The 24,577-nt window shown below is 65.9% G+C and carries 22 protein-coding genes and 2 tRNA genes; 15 read left to right on the top strand and 9 right to left on the bottom strand.

From position 1 onward, the window contains the following. Positions 1-24: 24 nt before the first annotated feature. On the bottom strand, positions 25-4,032 hold the full coding sequence (purL, locus tag AC1RCS_RS16860; RefSeq protein WP_492245484.1) for a phosphoribosylformylglycinamidine synthase: 4,008 nt from the start codon (positions 4,030-4,032) through the stop codon (positions 25-27). Between the two features lie 159 nt (positions 4,033-4,191). Here purL and map point away from each other — a divergent pair, with 159 nt between their 5' ends. From map to AC1RCS_RS16875, 3 genes are all read left to right on the top strand, one after another. Then, complete coding sequence (gene map / locus AC1RCS_RS16865; protein WP_218294567.1) at positions 4,192-5,007, top strand: type I methionyl aminopeptidase; 816 nt, start codon at positions 4,192-4,194, stop codon at positions 5,005-5,007. 99 nt (positions 5,008-5,106) lie between these two features. Further along, on the top strand, positions 5,107-7,698 hold the full coding sequence (locus tag AC1RCS_RS16870) for a [protein-PII] uridylyltransferase (protein ID WP_369642747.1): 2,592 nt from the start codon (positions 5,107-5,109) through the stop codon (positions 7,696-7,698). A 326-nt stretch (positions 7,699-8,024) separates the two neighbouring features. Then, on the top strand, positions 8,025-8,462 hold the full coding sequence (locus AC1RCS_RS16875; RefSeq protein ID WP_218294565.1) for a universal stress protein: 438 nt from the start codon (positions 8,025-8,027) through the stop codon (positions 8,460-8,462). Between the two features lie 27 nt (positions 8,463-8,489). Here the strand turns inward: AC1RCS_RS16875 and def are convergent, their stop codons facing one another. After that, positions 8,490-9,029 carry a peptide deformylase gene (gene def, locus AC1RCS_RS16880; protein WP_218294564.1) on the bottom strand — a complete coding sequence of 180 codons (540 nt, stop codon included), beginning with the start codon at positions 9,027-9,029 and terminating at the stop codon, positions 8,490-8,492. 101 nt (positions 9,030-9,130) lie between these two features. Here def and AC1RCS_RS16885 point away from each other — a divergent pair, with 101 nt between their 5' ends. From AC1RCS_RS16885 to AC1RCS_RS16910, 6 genes are all read left to right on the top strand, one after another. After that, positions 9,131-9,553 carry a YbaN family protein gene (locus AC1RCS_RS16885; RefSeq protein WP_218340967.1) on the top strand — a complete coding sequence of 141 codons (423 nt, stop codon included), beginning with the start codon at positions 9,131-9,133 and terminating at the stop codon, positions 9,551-9,553. Positions 9,554-9,678: 125 nt separating this feature from the next. Next, positions 9,679-9,754: transfer RNA gene (locus tag AC1RCS_RS16890), tRNA-Asn, on the top strand. Positions 9,755-9,805: 51 nt separating this feature from the next. Continuing rightward, positions 9,806-9,881 (top strand) — tRNA-Asn (locus AC1RCS_RS16895). A 129-nt stretch (positions 9,882-10,010) separates the two neighbouring features. Then, positions 10,011-10,766 carry a leucyl/phenylalanyl-tRNA--protein transferase gene (aat, locus tag AC1RCS_RS16900; protein ID WP_218294505.1) on the top strand — a complete coding sequence of 252 codons (756 nt, stop codon included), beginning with the start codon at positions 10,011-10,013 and terminating at the stop codon, positions 10,764-10,766. Next, positions 10,763-11,509 (top strand): arginyltransferase, encoded by a 747-nt coding sequence (locus AC1RCS_RS16905; protein WP_369642749.1) that lies wholly within the window; start codon positions 10,763-10,765, stop codon positions 11,507-11,509. Before aat ends, AC1RCS_RS16905 begins: the two co-directional genes overlap by 4 nt. Positions 11,510-11,565: 56 nt before the next feature. Continuing rightward, complete coding sequence (locus tag AC1RCS_RS16910) at positions 11,566-12,396, top strand: IclR family transcriptional regulator (protein WP_218294503.1); 831 nt, start codon at positions 11,566-11,568, stop codon at positions 12,394-12,396. A 153-nt stretch (positions 12,397-12,549) separates the two neighbouring features. Here AC1RCS_RS16910 and pbpG read toward each other — a convergent pair whose 3' ends face one another. From pbpG to AC1RCS_RS16940, 6 genes are all read right to left on the bottom strand, one after another. Then, positions 12,550-13,629 carry a D-alanyl-D-alanine endopeptidase gene (gene pbpG, locus AC1RCS_RS16915; protein WP_492245483.1) on the bottom strand — a complete coding sequence of 360 codons (1,080 nt, stop codon included), beginning with the start codon at positions 13,627-13,629 and terminating at the stop codon, positions 12,550-12,552. A gap of 116 nt (positions 13,630-13,745) precedes the next feature. Next, positions 13,746-15,284 carry a 2-isopropylmalate synthase gene (locus AC1RCS_RS16920; RefSeq protein WP_218340965.1) on the bottom strand — a complete coding sequence of 513 codons (1,539 nt, stop codon included), beginning with the start codon at positions 15,282-15,284 and terminating at the stop codon, positions 13,746-13,748. A gap of 209 nt (positions 15,285-15,493) precedes the next feature. Next, entirely contained in the window at positions 15,494-16,327 is an 834-nt protein-coding gene (gene pssA / locus AC1RCS_RS16925) for a CDP-diacylglycerol--serine O-phosphatidyltransferase (protein WP_218294500.1), read from the bottom strand. Positions 16,328-16,599: 272 nt separating this feature from the next. Next, positions 16,600-17,616 (bottom strand): ketol-acid reductoisomerase, encoded by a 1,017-nt coding sequence (gene ilvC, locus AC1RCS_RS16930; RefSeq protein ID WP_218294499.1) that lies wholly within the window; start codon positions 17,614-17,616, stop codon positions 16,600-16,602. A gap of 79 nt (positions 17,617-17,695) precedes the next feature. Then, positions 17,696-18,187, bottom strand: a complete 492-nt coding sequence (gene ilvN / locus AC1RCS_RS16935) for an acetolactate synthase small subunit (RefSeq protein WP_218294498.1) — start codon at positions 18,185-18,187, stop codon at positions 17,696-17,698. 143 nt (positions 18,188-18,330) lie between these two features. After that, entirely contained in the window at positions 18,331-20,124 is a 1,794-nt protein-coding gene (locus tag AC1RCS_RS16940) for an acetolactate synthase 3 catalytic subunit (RefSeq protein ID WP_369642750.1), read from the bottom strand. A 294-nt stretch (positions 20,125-20,418) separates the two neighbouring features. Between AC1RCS_RS16940 and AC1RCS_RS16945 the strand changes: the two genes are divergently transcribed. From AC1RCS_RS16945 to AC1RCS_RS16970, 6 genes are read left to right on the top strand one after another with little or no spacing between them, the layout of a single operon-like run. Beyond that, the gene (locus AC1RCS_RS16945; protein ID WP_218294496.1) at positions 20,419-20,988 is read left to right on the top strand and encodes an RNA polymerase sigma factor; all 570 of its coding nucleotides are present in this window, start codon (positions 20,419-20,421) and stop codon (positions 20,986-20,988) included. Beyond that, positions 20,985-21,443 carry a DUF3619 family protein gene (locus tag AC1RCS_RS16950; protein WP_218294495.1) on the top strand — a complete coding sequence of 153 codons (459 nt, stop codon included), beginning with the start codon at positions 20,985-20,987 and terminating at the stop codon, positions 21,441-21,443. Before AC1RCS_RS16945 ends, AC1RCS_RS16950 begins: the two co-directional genes overlap by 4 nt. A gap of 20 nt (positions 21,444-21,463) precedes the next feature. Next, a complete protein-coding gene (locus AC1RCS_RS16955; RefSeq protein ID WP_218340963.1) occupies positions 21,464-22,354 on the top strand; it encodes a DUF3106 domain-containing protein in 891 nt (296 codons plus the stop codon). Between the two features lie 52 nt (positions 22,355-22,406). Continuing rightward, positions 22,407-22,958, top strand: coding sequence for an RDD family protein (locus tag AC1RCS_RS16960; RefSeq protein WP_492245482.1), 552 nt, complete (start codon positions 22,407-22,409; stop codon positions 22,956-22,958). 59 nt (positions 22,959-23,017) lie between these two features. After that, positions 23,018-23,428: a diacylglycerol kinase gene (locus AC1RCS_RS16965; protein ID WP_492245481.1), complete on the top strand. Its 411-nt coding sequence runs from the start codon at positions 23,018-23,020 to the stop codon at positions 23,426-23,428. Beyond that, entirely contained in the window at positions 23,421-24,014 is a 594-nt protein-coding gene (locus AC1RCS_RS16970) for an LOG family protein (RefSeq protein WP_218294491.1), read from the top strand. The genes AC1RCS_RS16965 and AC1RCS_RS16970 overlap by 8 nt, the downstream gene beginning before the upstream one ends. 178 nt (positions 24,015-24,192) lie before the next feature. Here the strand turns inward: AC1RCS_RS16970 and AC1RCS_RS16975 are convergent, their stop codons facing one another. Next, positions 24,193-24,531, bottom strand: coding sequence for a P-II family nitrogen regulator (locus AC1RCS_RS16975; RefSeq protein WP_218294490.1), 339 nt, complete (start codon positions 24,529-24,531; stop codon positions 24,193-24,195). Positions 24,532-24,577: the final 46 nt, after the last annotated feature.

Below are 24,577 nucleotides of genomic sequence, written 5' to 3' on the forward strand. Positions count from 1 at the left end.
AGCGACTCAGCAGGATGTGCTACGTCACCCCACCCACTTGCGGGCATTGCGCCAGATGCGCATCCAGGGACTGAGTTCGCTGCGGTCGCCCGAGGTCCAGCTCATCTGCACGTTGCGGAACACGCGCTCGGGGTGCGGCATGATGGCCGTGAAACGGCCGTCCGCCGTGGTCACGCCGGTCATGCCACCCGTGCTGCCGTTCGGGTTGAACGGGTATTGCTCGGTGGGCGCGCCGTGGTTGTCCACGAAACGCATCGCGGCGATGGCCGCGCCGGCGTTGCCGCGGTACTTGAAGTTGGCATAGCCCTCGCCGTGCGCCACGGCGATCGGCAGGCGGCTGCCCGCCATGCCCGCGAAGAACAGGCTGGGAGACTCCAGCACCTCCACCATCGACAGGCGGGCCTCGAAGCGCTCGCTCTGGTTGGTGGTGAAGCGTGGCCAGTCCTGCGCGCCCGGGATGATGTCCGCCAGCTCGGCAAACATCTGGCATCCGTTGCACACCCCGAGGCCAAAGGTGTCGGTGCGGCCGAAGAAGCCCTGGAACTGCTCGGCCAGCACGGGGTTGAAGGTGATGCTGCGCGCCCAGCCGATACCGGCCCCCAGCGTGTCGCCGTAGCTGAAGCCGCCGCAGGCGACCACGCCCTTGAAGTCTTCGAGCTTGACGCGGCCGGTCTGCAGGTCGGTCATGTGCACGTCGTAGGCCTCGAAGCCGGCCTCGGTGAAGGTGTAGGCCATCTCGATGTGCGAATTGACGCCCTGCTCGCGCAGGATCGCGACCCGGGGTTTGGCCAGGTTCAGGAACGGCGCCGCCACGTTGTCGGCCGCGTCGAACGTGAGGTGCACGTGCATCCCGGGGTCGGCGGCCGCGCCCGCGGTGGCGTGCTCGGAGTCCGCGGTCGCGGGGTTGTCGCGCTGCTGGCAGATTTTCCAGCTCACGGCATCCCACACCTGGTGCAGGTCGGTGAGCTTGGCGCTGAACACGGCCTTGGCATCGCGCCAGACCTGCAGCTCGCCCTTGCCGGCGTCGATGCCCGACGATTGCGGACGCGTCTTGCCGACGAAGTGGCTGAATCTGGACAGGCCGTGCTCGCGCAGCACCTGCATCACATCGTTGCGCTCTGCGGTGCGCACCTGCAGCAGCACGCCCAGTTCTTCGTTGAACAGGGCCTTGAGCGTGAGCTCCTCGCGGCGCGCGCTGACCTGCTGCGCCCAGTTCTTGGCATCCCCGGTCTCCATGCGGCTGTCGCTGATGCCGTCGCCTTCGGTCACGAGCATGTCCACATTGAGCGCCACGCCCACATGGCCCGCAAAGGCCATCTCGGCCGCCGCCGCCAGCAGGCCGCCGTCGCTGCGGTCGTGGTAGGCCAGGACATGGCCCTTGGCGCGCAGCGCGTTCACGGCGTTGACCAGGTTCACCAGGTCCTGCGGATCGTCCACGTCGGGCACCACGTCGCCGCTTTGTTCCAGCGTCTGGCCCAGGATGCTGCCGCCCATGCGGTTCTGGCCCTTGCCCAGATCGATCAGCACCAGGGTGGTGTCATCCTCGGTGGCATCGAGCTGGGGCGTGAGCGTGCCGCGCACGTCGGAGAGCGACGCGAACGCGCTCACGATCAGGCTCACGGGGGACGTGACCTTTTTCTTGTCGCTGCCGTCGCTCCACTGCGTGCGCATCGACAGGCTGTCCTTGCCCACGGGGATGGAGACGCCCAGCGCCGGGCACAGCTCCATGCCCACGGCCTTCACGGTCTCGTACAAGGCAGCGTCTTCGCCGGGCTCGCCACACGCGGCCATCCAGTTGGCGGACAGCTTCACACGCGGCAGCTCGATGGGCGCGGCCAGCAGGTTGGTGATGGCCTCGGCCACGGCCATGCGGCCCGATGCGGGTGCGTTGATCGCGGCCAGCGGCGTGCGCTCGCCCATGCTCATCGCCTCGCCCGCAAAGCCCTTGTAGTCGGCCAGCGTCACCGCGCAGTCCGCCACCGGCACCTGCCAGGGGCCGACCATCTGGTCGCGGTGCGACAGGCCGCCCACGGTGCGGTCGCCGATGGTGATGAGAAAACGCTTGGACGCCACCGTGGGATGGGCCAGCACGTCGATCACGGCCTTTTGCAGCGGGACGCCGGTCAGGTCGATGGGCGCGAACTGGCGCTGCACCGTGGCCACGTCGCGGTGCATCTTGGGCGGCTTGCCCAGCAGCACGTTCATGGGCATGTCCACCGGCAGCTTCTGGTCGCCCGCCTCCACGGCGGTGTCCTGCAGCACCAGCTGGCGTTCCTCGGTGGCCGTGCCGATCACGGCGAAGGGGCAGCGCTCGCGCTCGCAGAACGCCTTGAACAGCGGCAGCGACTCGGGCGCGATGGCCAGCACGTAGCGCTCCTGGCTTTCGTTGCTCCAGATTTCCTTGGGCGCCATGCCCGATTCTTCGAGCGGCACGGCGCGCAGGTCGAAGCGAGCGCCACGGCCGGCGTCGTTCGTGAGCTCGGGGAAGGCGTTCGAGAGGCCGCCCGCACCCACGTCGTGGATGGCGAGGATGGGGTTGGCGGCGCCCTGCGCCCAGCAGTGGTTGATGACCTCCTGGGCGCGGCGCTCGATCTCGGGGTTGCCGCGCTGCACGGAGTCGAAGTCCAGTTCGGCGGCGTTGGTGCCACTGGCCATGGAGCTGGCGGCACTGCCGCCCATGCCGATGCGCATGCCGGGGCCGCCCAGCTGGATGAGCAGCGAGCCAGCGGGGAACTCGATCTTTGTCGTCAGGCCCGCGTCGATCACGCCCACGCCGCCGGCGATCATGATGGGCTTGTGGTAGCCGCGCTGCACGCCAGCGACTTCCTGCTCGTACTCGCGGAAGTAGCCCGCCAGGTTGGGGCGGCCGAATTCGTTGTTGAACGCCGCGCCACCCAGGGGCCCTTCCACCATGATCTGCAGCGGGCTGGCGATGTGCTCGGGCTTGCCGACCGTGCTGCCCCAGAGCTTGGACACGGTGAACCCCGTGAGGCCGGCCTTGGGCTTGGAGCCCCGCCCGGTGGCGCCTTCGTCGCGGATCTCGCCGCCCGCGCCGGTGGATGCGCCCGGGAAGGGAGAGATGGCGGTGGGGTGGTTGTGCGTTTCCACCTTCATCAGCACGTGCTGGGTGGCGCTACTTTTTTGATAGCTGGTAGCGCCCGCTGAATCAGCGGTAGAGGCCATTTTGGCCACAAACCGCTCGACCTCGCCGCCTTCCATGACCGAGGCGTTGTCCGAATACGCGATCACCGTGTGCTGGGGCGCCAGCTGGTGGGTGTTGCGGATCATGCCGAACAGCGATTTGTCCTGCGCCACGCCGTCGATGGTGAACTGGGCGTTGAAGATCTTGTGGCGGCAGTGTTCGCTGTTGGCCTGGGCGAACATCATCAGCTCCACGTCGGTGGGGTTGCGCGCCAGGCCCGTGAAGGCGTTGACCAGGTAGTCGATCTCGTCGTCGGCCAGGGCCAGGCCGAAACGGGTGTTGGCCGCCTCCAGCGCGGCGCGGCCGCCGCCGAGCACGTTGACGTGCTCCATGGGCGCGGGCTGCAGTTCGGTGAACAGCGCGGCGGCGGCGGCGCGGTCGGCCACCACGGACTCGGTCATGCGGTCGTGCAGCAGGGCGGCCACCTGGGCCAGTTGCTCGGCCGTCAGCTCGGGCGCCTTGCCCAGCAGGCCGGCCTTGAGGCTGATGCGGTATTCGGTGATGCGCTCCACGCGGCGGATGGCGATGCCGCAGTTGCGGGCGATGTCGGTCGCCTTGGACGCCCAGGGCGACAGCGTGCCCAGGCGGGGGGTGACGATGATGGCGGTGCCCTCGGCGGGGCCCGCATAGGGGTCGCCATAGGTCAGCAGGGCGGCCAGGCGCTCATGGTCGGCGGGCGTGGGGGGCGCGTCGGTGGCGACAAGGTGCACGAAGCGCGCTGCAATGCCGCTGATCTTGGGGTGGATGGCCTCCAGGGCGGGTTGGAGTTGCTGGGCGTGGAAGGTGCTGAGGGCGTTGCCGCCCGCCAGCGTGGTCATGTGCAAGGTCACGGTAGCGGCCTGTTGGGTGTGAGGGGTACGGTCGAGGCGCCGACCCGGGCCCGGGCTCTGGCCTGGGCATGTGGGTGGACAGCCCGACATTTTACCGGGCGGACCAGGGCCGCCGCCCGCCTCCAAGCAGCCGGCGGGGGGCGATGGGATAATTACGCCATGAGCATCACCATCAAAAGCGCAGAAGACATTGCCGGCATGCGCCTCGCGTGCCGCCTGGCCTCCGAAGTGCTGGACTACATCGCCCCCCACATCAAGCCCGGCATCACCACCAAGGAAATCGACCGCCTGGGTGCCGAATGCATGGCCCAGCAGGGCACCATCTCGGCCACCGTGGGCTACCAGCCGCCCGGCTACCCGCCCTACCCCGCCTCGCTGTGCACCTCGGTCAACCATGTGGTGTGCCACGGCATCCCCAACGACAAGCCGCTCAAGAAGGGCGACATCGTCAACGTGGACGTGACCGTGATCACCAAGGACGGCTGGTACGGCGACAACAGCCGCATGTACCAGATCGGCGAGTGCTCCATTGCCGCCAAGCGCCTGTGCGCGATCACCTTCGACGCCATGTGGCACGGCATCCTGCAGGTGAAGCCTGGCGCCCACCTGGGCGACGTGGGCCACGCCATCCAGAAATTCGCCGAAGGCCAGGGTTTCTCCATCGTGCGCGAGTTCTGCGGCCACGGCATCGGCCAGAAGTTCCACGAAGAACCCCAGGTGCTGCACTACGGCCGCCCCGGCACGCTGGAAGAACTGGTGCCCGGCATGGTCTTCACGATCGAGCCCATGATCAACGCCGGCCGCCGCGAGGTGAAGGAGTTCGGCAACGACGGCTGGACCATCGTGACCAAGGACCACAGCCTGTCGGCGCAGTGGGAACACACCGTGCTGGTGACCGAGACGGGCTATGAGGTGATGACCCTGTCGGCCGGCTCGCCCGCGCTGCCCGCCTTCGTGACGGCCACGGCCACCTGACGGCCGGCCCGGCAACGCCTGCGCGACCGGCATTCACACTGGCTCGCACAACTCTTGCATGGCTTTTTTCATGGCACCTTATCCGCGCGCACCACGACCATGACCGAACTCCATGCCCTGCGGGACGCCTACCGCAGCGACAAAGCCGCCCTGCTCGCCGCCTTGCAGGCCACGGGCGCCTCCACGCGTGGCATCCGCGTGCTGCTGCGCAAGCTCTCCACGCTGGCCGGCGCCCTGCTGCACACGCTGTGGCAGCGGGCGCAGCTCCCAGCGGACATGGCGCTGGTGGCCGTGGGCGGCTTCGGGCGCGACCAGCTTTTCCCCTATTCGGATGTCGACGTCCTGCTGCTGATGCCCGATGGAAGCGCCCCCGAGGCCGGCAGCGAGCTGCGCACGCGGCTGGAGGGCTTCATCGGCAGCTGCTGGGATGCGGGCCTGGAGATCGGCTCCAGCGTACGCACCGTGGCCGAATGCCTGGCCGAAAGCGCGGGCGATGTCACCGTGCAGACCTCGTTGCTCGAATCGCGCCTGGTGTGCGGCAACGCGGCGCTGTTCGCCGAATTCCAGCGCCAGTACCGCCTGCAGATGAACCCGCAGGCCTTTCTGGTGGCCAAGACGCTGGAGATGCGCCAGCGCCACAACAAGTACGAGAACACGCCCTACTCGCTGGAGCCCAACTGCAAGGAGTCGCCCGGCGGGCTGCGCGACCTGCAGATGATCCTGTGGGTGGCGCAGGCCGCGGGCCTGGGCCGCAACTGGAAGGAACTGGCCGCCAGCGGCATGGCCACCGCCTTCGAGGTGCGCCAGATCGAGCGCAACGAGGCCGTGCTCTGCCTCATCCGCGCGCGCCTGCATGCAGCCGCCGGGCGGCATGAGGACCGCCTGGTGTTCGACCTGCAGACCGCCGTGGCCGAGTCCTTCGGCTACCGCTCGCAGGCGCCCGACGGCTCGCGCCTGCCCATGCGCGCCAGCGAAAGCCTGATGCGGCGCTACTACTGGGCGGCCAAGGCCGTGTCGCAGCTCAGCCAGATCCTGCTGCTGAACATCGAGGAACGCCTGAACCCCTCGACCCACGAGCCGCGCCCCATCAACGAGCGCTTCTTCGAGAAGGCCGGCCTGATCGAGGTGGCCAGCGACGACCTGTACGAGCGCGACCCGCACGCCATCCTGGAAACCTTCCTGCTCTACCAGACCACCGTGGGGCTCAAGGACCTGTCGGCGCGCACGCTGCGCGCGCTGTACAACGCACGCGGGGTGATGGACGGCGCGTTCCGCCGCGACCCGGTCAATCGCGCCAACTTCATGCGCATCCTGCAGCAGCCCTCGGGCATCACGCATGCCATGCGCCTCATGAACCAGACCTCGGTGCTCGGGCGCTACCTGTGGGTCTTCCGGGGCATCGTGGGGCAGATGCAGCACGACCTGTTCCATGTGTACACGGTCGACCAGCACATCCTCATGGTGCTGCGCAACGTGCGCCGTTTCTTCATGGCCGAGCACGCGCACGAATACCCGTTCTGCTCACAGCTCGCGGGCGGGTGGGACAAGCCGTGGATCCTGTACGTCGCGGCGCTGTTCCACGACATCGGCAAGGGCCGCGGCGGCGACCATTCGCAGATCGGCGCCGTCGAGGTGCGGCGCTTCTGCCGCCAACATGGCGTGGACCGTGAAGACGCCAGGCTCATCGAGTTCCTGGTCAGCGAACACCTGTCGATGAGCCGGATCGCCCAGAAGGAAGACCTCTCCGACCCGGACGTGATCGCGGCATTCGCGCAGCGCGTGGGCAACGAACGCTACCTGACCGCGCTGTACCTGCTCACCGTGGCAGACATCCGTGGCACCAGCCCCAAGGTGTGGAACGCCTGGAAGGGCAAGCTCCTCGAAGACCTGTACCGCGCCACGCTGCGCACGCTGGGTGGCCGGGCCCCGGATGCCGCCGCCGAGATCGAAGCGCGCAAGCGCGAGGCGCTGGTGCTGCTGGCCCTGAGCGCCCTGCCCTTCGAGGCCCACAAGGCCCTGTGGGCCACGCTGGATGTGAGCTACTTCATGCGCCACGAAGCGGCGGACATCGCCTGGCACACGCGCCACCTGTCGCGCCATGTAGGCACGGCCAGGCCCGTGGTGCGCGCGCGCCAGTCGCTGGCGGGCGATGGCCTGCAGGTGATGGTGTATGCCGCCGACCAGGCGGACCTGTTCGCGCGCATCTGCGGCTATTTCGACCGCGCGGGCTTCAGCATCCTGGATGCGCGCGTGCACACCGCGAACAACGGCTATGCGCTCGACACCTTCCAGGTGGTGGCCTCGTCGCAGGCGGGGCACTACCGCGAACTGACCCATATGGTCGAAAGCGACCTGGTGCGCGTGATCGAGGCGGGCGGGCCGCTGCCCGAACCCGCGCGCCGGCGGGTGTCGCGCCGCGTGAAGAGCTTTCCGGTCGCCCCGCGCGTCACGCTGCGCCCCGACGAAAAGGCGCAGCGCTGGCTGCTGGCCATTTCCGCCAGCGACCGTGCGGGCCTGCTGTACCTGGTGGCGCGCATCCTGGCGCAGCACCACCTGAGCGTGCAGTTGGCCAAGGTCAGCACCCTGGGCGAACGTGTCGAAGACACCTTCCTGGTCCAGGGCCCCGAACTGCAGAACAATGCACGCCAGATCGAGATCGAGACCGAACTGCTGCGCGAGCTGGCTGACTGACTGACTAGCGGCCTACCGCATCCCGTCTCCGGCCTCCGGGCAGGCGGTGGATCCCCTCACGAGAAGGCTGCGCGCCAAGATGCTATTCCATTGATAGCATCCATCGCATGCCAATCAGGCGCCAGGGCGCATTTCCCCCTGTTGTCGAATGCTGAAGTGCGCCAGGGCTGGCGCTTGCCTTGTGCCCATCTTGAGCCTATAACAGCCACATGCATGTGGCGCGTTCATGGCGCCCACGGTGCCTGCCAGCCGCGTTGCGCCACCGCACCCGGGCAGGCGACCCGGCGCCCTGCCGGGACTGCCCACGCAGCCCCCAAGGAGCCAGCATGTACAAGCACATCCTGATGCCCTCCGACGGTACGGCGCTGTCGGAAGCGGCCATCCTGCGCGGCATGCGCTTTGCCCGCGAAGCCCACGCCAAGGTCACCGGCTTTTATGCCCTGCCCGAATTCCATGCACTTGCGTACCACACCGCCATGCTCGAACACACGCGCAAGAGCCAGGAAGACCAGGCCCGGGCGAGGGCCGAGGAGGTCCTGAACTACATCCGGGAGACCGCGGCACAGTACAGCGTGCCCTGCGACACCCTGACCAGCATCAGCGACCATCCTTACGAAGCCATCATCGACGCCGCGCACGCGCAGGGCTGCGACCTGATCCTGATGGCCTCGCATGGCCGCCGCGGCCTCCAGGGCATCCTGCTGGGAAGCGAGACCCTCAAGGTCCTCACGCACAGCAAGATCCCGGTGCTCGTGCACCGTTGACCCCAAAGCGGGCGCTGGTTCCGCCCGTCAGTCGTCCTCGGCGGCGCTAATGTCGGGGAAGAGCACTTCCGTGAAGCCGAACTGCGTGAAATCGCGCACCCGCATCGGGTACAGCTTGCCAACGAGGTGGTCGCACTCGTGCTGCACCACACGGGCATGAAAGCCGTCCACCGTGCGGTCTATGCGGTCGCCGTAAGGATCGAACCCCGTGTAGCGGATGCGCGCCCACCGGGGGACCTTGCCGCGCAGCCCCGGCACGGAAAGGCAGCCTTCCCAGTCCTCCTCTTCTTCATCGCCCAGCGGCGTGATGACGGGATTGAGCAGGACGGTGGGAGGAATCACCGGACGCTCGGGGTAGCGCGGATTGCGTTCGCCGGAGCCAAAGATCACGAGTTGCAGATCCACGCCGATCTGCGGCGCGGCAAGCCCCGCCCCATTGACGGAGCGCATGGTGTCGAACATGTCCCGCACCAGAAGATGAAGATCGTCTGTATCGAATGCAGTCACGGGCTGGGCAACGCGCAGCAGGCGCGGATCGCCCATCTTCAGGATGGTGTGGATGGTCATCGGTGTGAAATTTCTGCGAAAGCGGCTGGCGCGCGCCAGCCTGCGGCAGCATAGCGCGTGTCGGCGCGCCGCGCAGCGGCGCGCCCATTCACAATACCGGCATGGACTCTCCTCCAGACCAGGCCTCCACCGACACGGCCCCGCCCCTGCGCCCCTTGCCATGGCCCGCCCGCTGGCTGCTGCTGGTCTTTGCCGTGGCGTGCCTGGTGATGGGCATCATCGGCGTCATCGTTCCCGGGCTGCCCACCACGGTGTTCATTCTCATGGCGGCATGGGCTGCGGCCCGCAGTTCGCCCCGGCTGTACCGCTGGCTCTGGAACCACCGCCTGTTCGGCCCGCTCTTGCGCAACTGGGCCCAGGGAGGCTGCGTGAGCCGGCGCGCCAAATGGAGCGCCACGTGCCTGATGGTGCTGAGTGGGATCGTGCTGTTTGCGACGGGCACGCGCACCTGGATCGCCGTGCTCGCCATCACCTGCATGGCGTGCGTGCTGGCCTGGCTGTGGCGCAGGCCCGAGCCGCAGTGAGCGAATGGGCAGCATCGACAGCCAGGCATGCGCCCCGCACTCCCGGCCGGGGCACCGTGCAAATCGTCGGGTACATCAGCGAAGCGGCTGGAGCCCATTTTTTATGTATATAATCTAAGTCTTGTTCCTCGATAGCTCAGTCGGTAGAGCGCCGGACTGTTAATCCGTAGGTCCCTGGTTCGAGCCCAGGTCGAGGAGCCAAGAATTTGCAGGCCCTGCATGTGTACGCGGGGCCTTTTACATACCGATCATTCCTCGATAGCTCAGTCGGTAGAGCGCCGGACTGTTAATCCGTAGGTCCCTGGTTCGAGCCCAGGTCGAGGAGCCACTCAGAAAGCCCACCATGCCCACGCATGGTGGGCTTTTTTGTCGCCGGCTTCATCCGCGCCGCGCACGCCCGGGTTGCCGGACAATAAGCCAGTCTCCTTGTCGTTGTTGTTTACCCGCGCACCATCCCATGCCCCCGCAATTGCCCTGGCTGGAACCCGAAGACCGTCTGCCGCATCCCGCGACCGCATGGGGACCGCAGGACCCCGCACCCGGGCTCCTGGCGGCAGGTGGCGCGCTGGCGGTGGCGCAGTTGCGGGCGGCATACGCCCAAGGCACCTTTCCCTGGTACGGCCCGGGGCAGCCCATCCTGTGGTGGGCCCCCGATCCCCGCATGGTGCTGCCCACCGCGGAGTTCAGGCTGCACCGCTCCCTGCGCAGGACGCTGCAGGCATTCCGCACCGATGCAGCCTGCCAGATCCGCGTGGACCATGCTTTCCGGGAAGTCATCACGGCCTGCGCCACCAAGGAACGCGATGGCCAAGTGGGCACCTGGATCGTGCCCGAGATGATCGAAGCCTACATCCGCCTCCATGCGGCAGGGTATGCCCACAGCGTCGAGACCTGGGTTGAAGGACGGCTGGTGGGCGGCCTGTACTGCGTGGCCCTCGGCCAGGCAGTGTTCGGCGAATCGATGTTCGCCCACGCCACGGACGCATCGAAGATCGCGCTCGCGGCCCTGGTGGGCCTGTGCCGCCACCACGGCGTTGCGATGATCGACTGCCAGCAGAACACGCGCCACCTCGCCTCCCTGGGAGCCCGGGAGATTCCCCGCGCGCAGTTCCTGGCCGAGATCCAGAAGACCCAGCACCTTCCGCCACCGCCCTGGGCCTTCGACCCCGTATACTGGAACGGGCTGCTGCCCTCCACCGTGTCCACGGCATGACGCAACTCAACGACCTTCCACTGCAAACCCTGCAGTTCTATGCGACAGCCCCCTACCCCTGCAGCTACCTGCCGGACAGACAGGCTCGGTCGCAGGTGGCCACGCCCAGCCACCTGATTCAGAGCGACGTGTATTCCGACCTCGTCGCCAAGGGGTTCCGGCGCAGCGGCATGTTCACCTACCGTCCCTACTGCGATGGCTGCCAGGCCTGCACTCCGCTGCGCGTGCTCGTGAATGAGTTCCAACCCGATCGAAGCCAGCGGCGAGCGACCGTTCGACATGGCGGCCTGCAGGCGCGCGTGCTGCGCCTGTGCTTCGTGCCCGAGCACTACCAGCTCTACCTGCGCTACCAGAATGGCCGCCACGCGGGCGGCGGCATGGACCATGACAGCATCGACCAGTACACCCAGTTCCTGCTGCAAAGCCGGGTGAATTCGCGCCTCGTGGAGTTCCGCGAAACGGATGCCAGCGGCGAGCCCGGCGCGCTCAAGATGGTATCCATCCTGGATGTGCTCGACGACGGGCTTTCCGCGGTCTACACCTTCTACGAGCCCGAGCCCCACTGCAGCTACGGCACCTACAACGTGATGTGGCAGATTGCGCAGGCGCGCTCCCTGGGGCTCCCCCATGTCTATCTGGGCTACTGGATCGAAGCCAGCCCCAAGATGAACTACAAGGCCCGCTTTCACCCCCACGAAGTCCGCACCGATGGCGCGTGGCACCGCGCCGAACAAGGCGCCTGAATGCAGGATTGAATTTCACAAGATAAAATGCTGCGGCCCTCATTGCATCGCCGCCCATGAAAAAAATCGATCCCAGCATTCCTGCCAAACCCAGCGTTCAGGTGCTTGAACGCATGTTTACGCTGATCGATGTGCTGGCGTCGCGCGAGGAGGCGATCTCCCTCAAGGAAATCAGCGAGAAGACGGGGCTGCACCCCTCCACCACGCACCGCATCCTGAACGACCTCACGATCGGCCGCTTCGTGGACCGGCCGGAATCCGGCAGCTACCGGCTGGGCATGCGCCTGCTGGAACTGGGCAACCTCGTCAAGGCGCGCCTGAGCGTGCGCGATGCCGCCCTGACCCCCATGCGCAACCTGCACAAGCTGATCCAGCAACCGGTCAATCTGAGCATGCGGCAGGGGGATGAGATTGTCTACGTGGAGCGCGCCTACAGCGAGCGCTCGGGCATGCAGGTGGTACGCGCCATCGGCGGGCGCGCCCCCCTGCACCTGACATCGACGGGCAAGCTCTTCCTGGCCCTGGACGATCCCCAGCGCGTGCGGGCCTACGCCACGCGCACCGGGCTGGCGGGACACACGCGCAACAGCATCACCCAGCTGCCCAACCTTGAGCGCGAACTCGCCAAGGCACGGCAGTACGGGATTGCCCGCGACAACGAGGAACTGGAACTGGGCGTACGCTGCATGGCCGCCGGCGTCTATGATGACCAAGGCAAGCTGGTGGCGGGTCTGTCGATATCGGCCCCGGCGGACCGGCTGGACGAAGGGTGGCTGCCCAAATTGCAAGCCACGGCCAACGAGATCTCGCTCGCGCTGGGCCACGTACCCACCAGCACCGAGGCATCGGCATCCAGCGAAGCCGGCTTGCGTGCAGGCCTTCGCTGAGCGGCGCACCACGACCCCAGAAGCCACCACGCATGAAATGAAAAGCCGACACAGGCGGGCAATGCCTGGTCGGCCCATGGATGATCAATGCGCTTCGATGGCACCACGGCCCCGGCGGGGCCGCTGGCGCGGGAAGCTAGCTGCCGCTATCGGCTAGCCATTGCTTCCGGCCCGGGCCTGCAACGGGGTCGCCAGGGATGGCATCGACTCCACCCAGTGGCGCACGCGCTCCGCATCCCCCAGCCGGCTGAACTTGCCCGCGGAATCCAGAAACACCATGATGAGCTTGCGCCCGGCGATCTGCGTCTGCATCACAAGGCAGCGGCCCGCCTCGGAGATATAGCCCGTCTTTTGCAGTCCGATATCCCAGGTGGGGTTCTTTACCAGCCCGTTGGTATTGTTGTACTGCAGCGTTCTCGGGCCCACGGCCACCTCATAGCCCGGAGACGTGGACAGCTCGCGCAGCAAGGGATCGCTGTGCGCCACATTCACCAAGGTGGCCAGGTCCCGGGCGCTGGACTGGTTGCGGCTGGACAGCCCCGTGGGCTCCACATAGCGGGTGTCGGTCATGCCCAGCAAACGGGCCTTGGCGTTCATCTGCGCCACGAAAGCCTCCAGGCCACCAGGGTAGGTACGGCCCAGCGCATGCGCAGCCCGGTTCTCGCTGGACATGAGGGCCAGATGCAGCATCTCGCCCCGGGTCAGCGTAGAACCCACCGTCAGGCGCGAGCGGCTGCCCTTTTCCGTATCGACGTCGTCCTGCGTGATGGTGATCGGTTCATCCATCGGCAGCTTGGCCTGGGAAATGAGCATCCCGGTCATGAGCTTGGTCAGGGACGCGATGGGCAGCACCGCATGGTCATTCTTGCTCAGCAGGACCTCATGCGTGTCCTGGTCGATGACCAGGGCCACACTCGACTTCAGATCCAATGGATCGTTGACCTCGTGCAGGCCCGCCATCTGCCCGAAGGACTGCTTGGCCGGCACGAACGCCACGCGGGTGGCGGCCTTGGAGGTCCTGGCCGTCACGCGCACGGCCCTGGTGGAGGCAGCAGCCACCTTGCGGGGCGCAACGCCCCGTTTGGCAGTGGCCGTGCTGATCTGCTGTTTTTTGTCCGAGGCTTTCTTGCGCTCGCCTGCGTGCGCGGCCGGGGCAGCCAGGACGGCGCTCACGGCGACAACGCTCAAAATTTGAAAGAAACGGCTCACTGCGGCGCGGTGGCGATGGTGCATCAAAGTGCTCCAAACGGTAATAGGTGTTGAGCAGTGTACAGAATCAAAAAAAGTCGCGCAAGATCAATGCCTTGCGCGACTTTCCGAGAAAGTGAATGAAATTATAAATTGTTCATTCAACCTTGTGCAGCCACCCGGTCAGCTTTACTTTGTAACTTGTTCAGCGCGCTGAGGTATGCCTTGGCCGAAGCCACCACGATGTCCGGATCCGCGCCCACGCCATTGACCACGCGGCCGCTGTTTTGCAGGCGCACCGTGACCTCGCCCTGGCTCTCGGTCGAGCCGCTGATGGCATTGACCGAGTACAGCACCATCTCCGCCCCGCTCTTGACGTGCGATTCAATGGCCTTGAGCGAGGCGTCCACGGGGCCGTTGCCTTCGGATTCGCCGCGCACCTCATGGCCGTCGACCGTGAAGACGATGCGCGCGCGGGGGTGCTCACCCGTTTCGCTCTGCTGAAAAAGGGAGACAAAGCCGTACTGCTCCTTCTCGCTGGTCACGCTCTCGTCGCTGACCAGCGCCAGGATGTCCTCATCGAAGATTTCGCTCTTGCGGTCCGCCAGCTCCTTGAAGCGGGTGAACGCCGTATTGACCTCGGTTTCGCTCTCCAGGCTCACACCCAGTTCCTGCAGGCGCTGCTTGAAGGCATTGCGGCCGCTCAGCTTGCCCAGCACGATCTTGTTGGCGCTCCAGCCCACGTCCTCGGCGCGCATGATCTCGTAGGTGTCGCGCGCCTTGAGCACGCCATCCTGGTGGATGCCCGAGGCATGTGCGAACGCGTTGGCGCCCACCACGGCCTTGTTGGGCTGCACCACGAAACCGGTGGTCTGGCTGACCATGCGGCTGGCAGCCACGATGTGCTGCGTGTCGATGTTGAGGTCGAGGTTGAAATAGTCCCGGCGGGTCTTGACCGCCATCACCACCTCTTCGAGCGAGCAGTTGCCCGCGCGCTCGCCCAGGCCGTTGATCGTGCACTCCACCTGGCGCGCACCGCCGATCTTCACGCCAGCGAGCGAGTTGGCCACCGCCATGCCCAGGTCGTTGTGGCAGTGCACGGACCAGACGGCCTTGTCGCTGTTGGGGATGCGCTCGCGCAGCGTCTTGATGAAGTTGCCATAGAGCTCGGGGATGGCGTAGCCCACGGTGTCGGGCACGTTGATGGTGGTGGCGCCTTCCGCGATCACGGCCTCCAGCACGCGGCACAGGAAATCGGGATCGCTGCGGTAGCCATCCTCGGGGCTGAACTCGATGTCGGCCACCAGGTTGCGGGCGAAACGCACCGACTGCTTGGCCTGCTCCAGCACCTGCTCGGGCGTCATGCGCAGCTTCTTCTCCATGTGCAGCGGGCTCGTGGCGATGAAGGTATGGATGCGCGCGCTGTTGGCGCCCGCCAGGGCCTCCGCCGCGCGCGCGATGTCGCGGTCGTTGGCGCGCGACAGCGAGCAGATGGTCGATTCCCTGATCGCATTGGCGATGGCCTGCACGGCTTCGAAGTCGCCGTTGGAACTGGCCGCGAAGCCCGCTTCGATCACGTCCACCTTCAGGCGCTCAAGCTGGCGCGCGATGCGCAGCTTCTCGTCCTTGGTCATCGAGGCGCCGGGGGATTGCTCGCCATCGCGCAAGGTGGTGTCGAAGATGATCAGTTTGTCAGCCATGTTGTTCTCCTGGTATCGGTGGGTGGGGTTCCCGCAACGTCAAAAATCTGGCGCCCAAAACAAAAGGCCCGTTGCGGGTGCATACGGGCCTGTGTGGAAAAAGTGTGCGCGTGCGCTTACTGTCTCCGCCCGTGGGGAGGTAGCAGTAGGGCCAGTGCAAACGTGTTCATGCGATGCAATGTAGCACAAGTCACGACCCGCCGCCGTGGTCACTTGTGGAGTCCGCGCTCATCGGGTTCATCGGTCGACGTGCTGATCACGCTGCTGTGCTGGCCCTTGGCCTTGCGCCAGGCATAGACGCCGTAGCCGCTCAGCCCATAGCAGACGAACACGCCGAAAAGCACGATGGGGGGATGGATGTTGATGACCGCGATGCCCAGCGCTATCAGCACGATGGCGGCAAAGGGCACGCTCTTCTTCATCTGCACGTCCTTGAAGCTGTAGAACGGCACGTTGGTCACCATGGTGAGTCCCGCATACAGCGTGAAGGCGAACATGACCCAGGTGGTCTGCGTCCAGGTCAGCCACAGGTCTTCTCCCGGATGCACCCCCAGCTCCGTCATGAGCCAGATGAAGCCGGCCACCAGGGCGGCGGCGGCTGGCGAAGGCAGTCCCTGGAAGTAGCGCTTGTCCACCACGCTGGTATTCACATTGAAGCGCGCAAGGCGCAAGGCCGCGCAGGCGCAGTACACGAACGCGGCGATCCAGCCCCAGCGGCCCAGGCCCTGGAGCGACCACTCATAGGCGATCAGCGCGGGCGCCGCTCCAAACGAGACCATGTCGGACAGCGAATCCATCTGCTCGCCAAACGCGCTCTGCGTATTGGTCATGCGCGCCACGCGCCCGTCCAGGCTGTCCAGCACCATGGCGCAGAAGACGCCCACCGCCGCCATGTCGAACCGGCCGTTCATGGCCATCACGATCGAATAGAAACCACCGAACAGGGCCGCCAGCGTGAACAGGTTGGGCAGGATGTAGATGCCTTTGCGCCGCTTGCGCACCATCACACCGGGGTTGTCGGTGGATTCATTGCCGTCATGCATCAAATAGACCTCCAGCGCTTGCCTATATTGCGCAAGCTGCTATTAAATTTATAGTTTTCAACCCTGACCCACGGAACAGGCGGCGCGCCGCACGCGCAAAAGGCGAAGGCCGCAGTGTAGCGCCTGCCAACAGGCGTCCCGCCAAAGGAAGCGCCCCAGCCCCCGGCACAGGTGAGCGCGCGCCCACGTAGCGGGCGGGCTTTGCGCCAGGGGTTGGCCCGGCAACAAAAAAGGCCACTGTGAAGTGGCCTTTTCGTGCTTCGCACAGGAGATCAGTTGCGGGTCTGGTCGACCAGCTTGTTCTTGGCGATCCAGGGCATCATGGCGCGCAGCTTGCCGCCCACCACTTCGATGCTGTGGTCGGCGGTGTTGCGGCGGCGGGCCGTCATGCTCGGGTAGTTCAGGCGGCCTTCCTGGATGAACATCTTGGCGTAGTCGCCGTTCTGGATGCGCTTCAAGGCATTGCGCATGGCGGCGCGCGACTGCTCGTTGATCACTTCGGGGCCGGTCACGTACTCGCCGTACTCGGCGTTGTTCGAGATCGAGTAGTTCATGTTGGCGATGCCGCCTTCGTAGATCAGGTCCACGATGAGCTTGAGCTCGTGCAGGCATTCGAAGTAGGCCATCTCGGGGGCATAGCCGGCTTCGACCAGGGTTTCATAGCCCATCTTGATCAGCTCGACGGCGCCGCCGCACAGCACGGCCTGCTCGCCGAACAGGTCGGTCTCGGTTTCTTCCTTGAAGTTGGTCTCGATGATGCCGGCCTTGCCGCCACCATTGGCCATGGCGTACGACAGGGCCAGGTCGCGGGCCTTGCCGGACTTGTCCTGGTGCACGGCCACCAGGTGGGGCACGCCGCCGCCCTGGGTGTAGGTGTTGCGCACGGTGTGGCCAGGGGCCTTGGGAGCGACCATCCACACGTCCAGGTCGGCACGGGGCACGACCTGGTTGTAATGCACGTTGAAGCCGTGGGCAAAGGCCAGCGAGGCGCCCTGCTTGATGTTCGGGGCCACGTTGTTGGTGTAGACCTCGGCGATCTGCTCGTCGGGCAGCAGGATCATGACCACGTCGGCGGCCTTGACGGCGTCGTTCACTTCCATCACGTTCAGGCCGGCCTTGCCAACCTTGTCCCACGAGGCACCGCCCTTGCGCAGGCCGACCACGACCTTCACGCCGCTGTCGTTCAGGTTCTGTGCATGGGCGTGGCCCTGCGAGCCGTAGCCGATGATGGCAACGGTCTTGCCCTTGATCAGGCTCAGGTCACAGTCTTTGTCGTAGAAAACTTTCATGGGTTGCTCCGGTTGAAATGCGTTGTTCGGGTTGAAAAATAAAACGGGGTATTGTCCTGGAAAGCGCTCAGGCGCCTTTTCAGACACGCAGGATGCGTTCGCCTCGGCCGATGCCGCTGGCACCGGTGCGCACGGTTTCCAGGATGGCCGTGCGGTCGATGGCCTGCAGGAAGGCATCGTTCTTTCCCTGGTCGCCGGTGAGCTCGATGGTGTAGCTCTTCTCGGTCACGTCGATGATGCGGCCACGGAAGATGTCGGCCATGCGCTTCATCTCCTCGCGCTCCTTGCCCACGGCGCGCACCTTCACCATCATGAGCTCGCGCTCGGTGTAGGCGCCTTCGGTGAGGTCGACCACCTTGACCACCTCGATGAGGCGGTTCAGGTGCTTGGTGATCTGCTCGATCACGTCGTCGGAGCCCGTGGTCTGGATCGTCATGCGCGAGAGCGATGGATCCTCGGTGGGCGCCACGGTGAGCGATTCGATGTTGTAGCCACGGGCGGAGAACAGGCCCACCACGCGCGAGAGCGCGCCGGGTTCGTTTTCCAGCAGAACGGCAATGATGTGTTTCATGATGAAGAGATTCCTCTTTTCGCTGCCCTCCCCCGTGCACGGTAATGCACGGGCTTGGCAGGCAATAGATTCGTCAAAAAGTGATAGCTATCAAATTGATAGCTGCTTGCGCTTGCCAATCAAGCGCTGGAGCCCGATTTTGCTTAAAGGTCTTCCGACCCCAGCAGCATTTCGGTGATGCCCTTGCCGGCCTGCACCATCGGGAACACGTTCTCGGTGGGGTCGGTGCGGAAGTCCATGAACACCGTGCGGTCCTTGAGCTTGCGGGCTTCGCGCAGCGCGGGCTCCACGTCCTTGGGATGCTCGATGAGCATGCCCACATGGCCGTAGGCCTCGGCCAGCTTCACGAAGTTGGGCAGCGCGTCCATGTAGCTGTGGCTGTAGCGGCCGGAATATTCGATCTCCTGCCACTGGCGCACCATGCCCAGGTAGCGGTTGTTCAGCGAGCAGATCTTGATCGGCGTGTTGTACTGCAGGCAGGTGGACAGCTCCTGGATGTTCATCTGCACCGAGCCTTCGCCCGTGATGCAGAAGACCTCGGAGTCCGGCTTGGCCAGCTTGATGCCCATGGCGTAGGGAATGCCCACGCCCATGGTGCCCAGGCCGCCCGAATTGATCCAGCGGCGCGGCTCGTCGAAACGGTAGTACTGCGCGGCCCACATCTGGTGCTGGCCCACGTCGGACGTGATGTAGGTGTCCGCATCCTTGGTCATGTTCCACAGCGTCTCGACCACATACTGTGGCTTGATGACGTCGCTGCTGCCCATGCTGTACTTGAGGCAATCGCGCTTGCGCCAGCCTTCGATGGTGTCCCACCAGGCGGCCAGAGCACCTGCGTCAGGGCGCGTGCTGCTCTCGCGGATCATGGAGATCAGCTCGGTGAGCACGTCCTTCACGTCGCCGACGATCGGGATGTCCACCTTCACGCGCTTGGAGATGCTCGACGGGTCGATGTCCACGTGGATGATCTTGCGGTCGTTCTGCGCGAAATGCTTGGGGTTGCCGATCACGCGGTCGTCGAAGCGCGCGCCCACGGCCAGCAGCACGTCGCAGTTCTGCATCGCGTTGTTGGCCTCGATGGTGCCGTGCATGCCCAGCATGCCCAGGAACTTGCGGTCCGACGCGGGATAGGCGCCCAGGCCCATCAGCGTGTTGGTGACCGGATAGCCCAGCATGTCCACCAGCGTGCGCAGCTCATTGGTGGCATTGCCCAGCAGCACGCCGCCGCCGGTGTAGATGTAGGGGCGCTTGGCAGCCAGCAGCAACTGCAGCGCCTTGCGGATCTGGCCGCCGTGGCCCTTGCGCACGGGGTTGTACGAGCGCATTTCCACCGACTGCGGGTAGCCGCTGTAGGGCACCTTCTTGAACGAAACGTCCTTGGGCACGTCCACCACCACGGGGCCGGGGCGGCCGGTGCGGGCGATGTGGAAGGCCTTCTTCATCGTCATGGCCAGATCGCGCGGGTCCTTGACGAGGAAGTTGTGCTTGACGATGGGGCGGGTGATACCGACCGTGTCGCACTCCTGGAAGGCGTCCAGCCCGATGGCGGGCGTGGGCACCTGGCCGGAGATGATCACCATGGGGATCGAATCCATGTACGCCGTGGCGATGCCGGTGACCGCATTGGTCAGGCCGGGGCCCGAAGTGACCAGGGCCACGCCGACTTCGCCGGTGGCGCGCGCATAGCCGTCGGCGGCGTGCACGGCGGCCTGTTCGTGGCGCACCAGCACGTGCTGGATGGTGTCTTGCTTGTAGAGCGCGTCGTAGATGTAGAGGACGGCGCCGCCGGGATAGCCCCAGATGTACTGGACGTTCTCGGCCTGGAGCGACTTGATGAGGATCTCGGAACCCATGAGGTCCTGCGAGCCGGAAGCGGGAGAAGCATTGCCCTGCGTGGCAGCGGCAGCTGAAGTGAGTTCAGCCTTGGAGATTTCCATGATCGATCAACCTTTGTGAATTTCTCTGACGAAAAACCTTGGGTGCCCCTCGCACGCGCTCTTGTGAAGCCAGCTTGGAACTTGAGGCCAAGGACATGGGCGGGATGATTGCCGCGCCGGACCGTGACCCGTTTGCCTTTTGAATTGCAGCAGCGATTATCGCACTGCAACACATGTAAAACCGCAGGCAGCCTAAAAAAACCCTGGCGGATGCGATAATCAAAGGCTCCACGTGTCGGATAGCCACATTTTTGCGCGCTCACCGGCACCGATCCCCTCCCGGGCTGACCCGTCTTGGCAACCGAACAAGAACTCTCCGACTTCCTCAAAAGTGTAGAAAAGCGCGCTTTCAAGCGTTCGGTCTACCACGTTCGCAATGAGGAAGCGGCGCTCGACATCGTGCAGGACAGCATGCTCAAGCTGGCGGAGCACTACGGCGACAAGCCGGCGGCGGAGCTGCCCATGCTGTACCAGCGGATCCTGTCCAACTGCACCCTGGACTGGTTCCGGCGCCAGAAGACACGCAATGCACTGTTTTCGAGCATGAGCGACTTCGAGGGCCCCGGCGAAGATGGCATGGATTTTGATCTGCTGGAGGCGTATTCAGGACCGGATGGTGGAGAACGGGCGGAGAGCGCCGAGGATCTGACCCGCCGGGCGCAGATCTTCCACGGTATCGAGGCTGAAATCGCCGAGCTTCCGCCACGTCAACGGGAAGCGTTCCTCATGCGTTACTGGGAAGAAATGGATGTTGCAGAAACGGCGGCCGCCATGGGCTGCTCCGAAGGCAGCGTCAAGACGCACTGTTTTCGTGCCATACAAACCCTCAGCAAGGCACTGAAGGCCAAAGGAATCGAGCCATGAACACTGTACAGACCCCATCGACACAGGCAGAAGCTGCGGCAGAGCGCTTTGCGCTGCGCGTCGCGTCGCGGTTGTCCAGCGGCACCGCCGAATTGCCTTATGACATTTCCGAGCGGCTGCGCGCCTCGCGCGTGCAGGCGCTGGCCAAGCGCAAGAAAGACATCGTGCCAGTGCGCCTGGCAGCCCCTGCGGCCGTCATCCACGGCGCGGGCGGCAGCGCCACGCTGGGCCGCGGCGGCAGTGAAGGCGGTGGCTGGTGGAGTGCGCTGGTTTCCGCCGTTCCCCTGATGGCCCTGGTGGTGGGCTTGGTCGTGATCAACATTGCCCAGGACGAAAGCAGTGCCAATGACGTGGCCGAGGTGGATGCCGCGCTGCTGACCGATGATCTGCCACCCGCAGCCTACGCAGACCCGGGCTTCGTACAATTTCTCAAGACCTCCGCGCAGCCGAACTGAGCTGCCCGACACCGTACTGCATGCACCCAAGCCCTTCTGACGCTTCCCCCGCCCTGCCAGCCTTCGTGCTGGCTTTGGCGCTCTTGGGCGTGCTCGCGGCGGTGGGTGGCCAGGTGCTGGTGCAGATGCGCATGGCACCCGGCACCCTGCTGCCCGCCGGCGCGGAAGCGGCCGTGGCCAGCCCCAACAACGCGCGCTCGCCCACGCGCCATGGCACCTCGATGGTGCCGCAGGTCGAGACCGGTCCGGGCTGGGAGACCTTGACCACGCCCCAGAAGCTGGCGCTGTACCCGCTCGCGGAGCGTTGGGCGCTGATCAGCGAGGCGCAAAAACGCCGCTGGCTCGCGCTGGCGGCCAATTTCTCCGCGCTCCCCGAGGAAGAACAGGCCAAGTTCCACGACCGCATGGCGGACTGGGCCAGCCTGAGCGCCCAGCAGCGCAACCAGGCCCGGCTCAACTACGCGGTCACCAATCGCCTCGCCCCCGACGACAAGCGCGCCCAGTGGGAGGCCTACCTGGCCCTGTCCGAGGAAGAAAAACGCGCCCTGGCGGCCCGTGCGGCGCCCAAGCCCAAGGGCGCCGCCACGGCGCTGCGGCCCGTGTCGCCCAAGAAACTGGCCCAGGTGCCAGCGGCCACGCAGGCCAACCCCAGCCGTCCGAATGCGCCCAAGATTCCCCCCGTGCTGGACCACAGCCTCCCGCGCGTGGCAGCGCCGGTGACGCCCGCGGCGCCACCCGCATCGGGCGTGCCCACGCAGAATCCGGCCTCCACGGTGGTGGAGACCGCGCCCATCTCGGTACCCGTGGCGGTTCCGGCGGCGCTGGCACCGCTGGGCGCAGGCTCCGCGGAAGCGCCCGCCGCCCCGGCTCCCATCGTCACACCCGACAATTCAGGCCTGTATCCTCAGTAGACCGCCGGCCGGCCTTTCCCGCCTTGCTCCTGCCTCGCTTTCGCCCCCTGGAATGACCGCCTCCCCTCCCGCCCGCACGCCGCCGGCCGCCCCCTCCTCCCCTGCGCCTTCAGCCGCCGGCATCGGCGCGACGCCCAACCTGTGGCGCCGCATGGCGTGCTGGCTGTACGAGGGCATGCTGATGTTCGGGGTGGTCTTCATCGCAGGCTACCTGTTCGGCACCCTGAGCCAGACCCGCCACGCGCTGGACAACCGGCATGCCCTGCAGGCCTTCCTGTTCGTGGTGTTTGGCATCTATTTCACCTGGTTCTGGGCCAAGGGCCAGACCCTGGCCCAGAAGACCTGGCTCATCCGCGTGGTGGACACCGCAGGGCGCCCCATCACCCAGGCGCGCGCCCTGCTGCGCTACCTGCTCAGCTGGGTCTGGTTCCTGCCGCCGCTGGCCGCCTACCTGTTCGGCGTGCCCGCCCTCGAGGTGCTGGTGCTGCTGTTCGGCTGGGTCGCCATCTGGGCCATCCTGAGCCGGTTTCATCCCCAGCGGCAGTTCTGGCATGACGCGCTGGCCGGCACCCGCCTGGTGCACTTCGAGCTGCCAAAAAAGTAGCCCCCCGCCACCCCTTCGCCGTGCCAGCTGTCACGCGGGTGCGAGACAATGCCCGGACCATGTCCCTATCTCCGCCGCAGCCCATCGCGCCCGCCAACCCCCAGAAAGCCCGCTCGGGCCTGAACCGCATCTGGCACGCCGCCGGCTATTCGCTGGAAGGCCTGCGCGCGGGCTGGAACGAAAAGGCGTTCCGCCAGGAGGCCATTGCCGCCATGGTGCTGCTGCCCCTGTCGCTGTGGCTGGGGCGCAGCTGGGTGGAGGTGGCGCTGCTGGCAGGCTCCGTGGTGATCGTGATGATCGTGGAGCTGCTCAACACTGGCATCGAGACCGCCATCGACCGCATCGGCCCCGAATGGCACGACCTTTCAAAACGCGCCAAGGACATGGGCAGCGCCGCCGTGCTGCTGGCGCTGCTGCTGTGCATGGGCATCTGGGGCGCGGCTGTTTTTCAGAGGATCTTCCATGGTTGAACCGGCATTTTCAGTGTGTGTGTACTGCGGCTCGCGCCCTGGCGAGAACCCGGCCTTCGCCCAGGCCGCCAAGGCCGTGGGCCAGTGGATCGGCCAACGTGGCGGGCAGCTGGTGTATGGCGGTGGGCGCAGCGGGCTGATGGGCACGGTGGCCGAGGCCACCCGCGTGGCGGGCGGGCGCGTGGTGGGCGTGATTCCGCAGGCGCTGGTGGACAAGGAGCTGGCCAACCGCCTGTGCGACGAGCTTCACATCGTGCAGACCATGCACGAGCGCAAGGCGATGATGGCCGAGCGCAGCGACGCCTTCCTGGCCCTGCCCGGCGGCATCGGCACCTTCGAAGAGCTGTTCGAGGTGTGGACCTGGCGCCAGCTGGGCTACCACGACAAGCCGCTGGGCCTGCTCAATGTCGCGGGCTACTACGACGCGCTGATGGGCTTCCTGGACCACAGCGTGGCCAGCGGCTTCATGGGCGAATGGCAGATGGGACTGCTGCATGCGTCCGCCGACGCCGATGCGCTGCTGCGCACGCTGGTACAGTCCGCCGGCCCTGGTCAGGCGCCGGTGCCGCTGCGTGCCGTGATCTGACGGCCGGGCCGCGCGGGTACGGGGTCACCCCCGCATCGCGCTGCCGGCAGCCACACAACAAAACAAAAGCGAAAGGGGCGGTTTTCCGCCCCTTTCGCTTTGTGCCTTGTCCTTGTGTGTCTTGCGTGCCTTTTCCTTGCGGGAGCCCGTGCGGCCCCGGCCAGGCGGGCGCGGCCCCTCAGACCGCGGCGTCGTCCAGGTCGCCGGTGCGGATGCGCACCACGCGCTCCACCGAGGTGACGAAGATCTTGCCGTCGCCGATCTTGCCCGTGCGCGCGACGCTCACGATGGCATCCACGCAGCGGTCCACGTCTTCGCTCTTCACGACGACCTCGACCTTCACCTTGGGCAGGAAGTCCACCACGTATTCAGCGCCCCGGTACAGCTCGGTGTGGCCCTTCTGGCGGCCAAAGCCCTTCACCTCGGTCACGGTGAGGCCGGTCACGCCACATTCAGCCAGGGCTTCGCGGACTTCTTCGAGCTTGAAGGGCTTGATGACGGCGGTGATCATTTTCATGGCGGGTCTCCTGGAGGATGTAAAAAATGGGGGCTGAAAGCGCAGC

The organism is Acidovorax sp. GW823-FHT01C06, assembly GCF_058798375.1.

What these genes read in the sequence shown, in the direction of transcription:
- map (WP_218294567.1), top strand. Translation starts at nt 4,192, where the DNA reads ATGAGCATCACCATCAAAAGCGCAGAAGACATTGCCGGCATGCGCCTC.
- AC1RCS_RS16870 (WP_369642747.1), top strand. Translation starts at nt 5,107, where the DNA reads ATGACCGAACTCCATGCCCTGCGGGACGCCTACCGCAGCGACAAAGCC.
- AC1RCS_RS16875 (WP_218294565.1), top strand. Translation starts at nt 8,025, where the DNA reads ATGTACAAGCACATCCTGATGCCCTCCGACGGTACGGCGCTGTCGGAA.
- def (WP_218294564.1), bottom strand. Translation starts at nt 9,029, where the DNA reads ATGACCATCCACACCATCCTGAAGATGGGCGATCCGCGCCTGCTGCGC.
- AC1RCS_RS16885 (WP_218340967.1), top strand. Translation starts at nt 9,131, where the DNA reads ATGGACTCTCCTCCAGACCAGGCCTCCACCGACACGGCCCCGCCCCTG.
- aat (WP_218294505.1), top strand. Translation starts at nt 10,011, where the DNA reads ATGCCCCCGCAATTGCCCTGGCTGGAACCCGAAGACCGTCTGCCGCAT.
- AC1RCS_RS16905 (WP_369642749.1), top strand. Translation starts at nt 10,763, where the DNA reads ATGACGCAACTCAACGACCTTCCACTGCAAACCCTGCAGTTCTATGCG.
- AC1RCS_RS16910 (WP_218294503.1), top strand. Translation starts at nt 11,566, where the DNA reads ATGAAAAAAATCGATCCCAGCATTCCTGCCAAACCCAGCGTTCAGGTG.
- pbpG (WP_492245483.1), bottom strand. Translation starts at nt 13,629, where the DNA reads ATGCACCATCGCCACCGCGCCGCAGTGAGCCGTTTCTTTCAAATTTTG.
- AC1RCS_RS16920 (WP_218340965.1), bottom strand. Translation starts at nt 15,284, where the DNA reads ATGGCTGACAAACTGATCATCTTCGACACCACCTTGCGCGATGGCGAG.
- pssA (WP_218294500.1), bottom strand. Translation starts at nt 16,327, where the DNA reads ATGCATGACGGCAATGAATCCACCGACAACCCCGGTGTGATGGTGCGC.
- ilvC (WP_218294499.1), bottom strand. Translation starts at nt 17,616, where the DNA reads ATGAAAGTTTTCTACGACAAAGACTGTGACCTGAGCCTGATCAAGGGC.
- ilvN (WP_218294498.1), bottom strand. Translation starts at nt 18,187, where the DNA reads ATGAAACACATCATTGCCGTTCTGCTGGAAAACGAACCCGGCGCGCTC.
- AC1RCS_RS16940 (WP_369642750.1), bottom strand. Translation starts at nt 20,124, where the DNA reads ATGGAAATCTCCAAGGCTGAACTCACTTCAGCTGCCGCTGCCACGCAG.
- AC1RCS_RS16950 (WP_218294495.1), top strand. Translation starts at nt 20,985, where the DNA reads ATGAACACTGTACAGACCCCATCGACACAGGCAGAAGCTGCGGCAGAG.
- AC1RCS_RS16955 (WP_218340963.1), top strand. Translation starts at nt 21,464, where the DNA reads ATGCACCCAAGCCCTTCTGACGCTTCCCCCGCCCTGCCAGCCTTCGTG.
- AC1RCS_RS16960 (WP_492245482.1), top strand. Translation starts at nt 22,407, where the DNA reads ATGACCGCCTCCCCTCCCGCCCGCACGCCGCCGGCCGCCCCCTCCTCC.
- AC1RCS_RS16965 (WP_492245481.1), top strand. Translation starts at nt 23,018, where the DNA reads ATGTCCCTATCTCCGCCGCAGCCCATCGCGCCCGCCAACCCCCAGAAA.
- AC1RCS_RS16970 (WP_218294491.1), top strand. Translation starts at nt 23,421, where the DNA reads ATGGTTGAACCGGCATTTTCAGTGTGTGTGTACTGCGGCTCGCGCCCT.
- AC1RCS_RS16975 (WP_218294490.1), bottom strand. Translation starts at nt 24,531, where the DNA reads ATGAAAATGATCACCGCCGTCATCAAGCCCTTCAAGCTCGAAGAAGTC.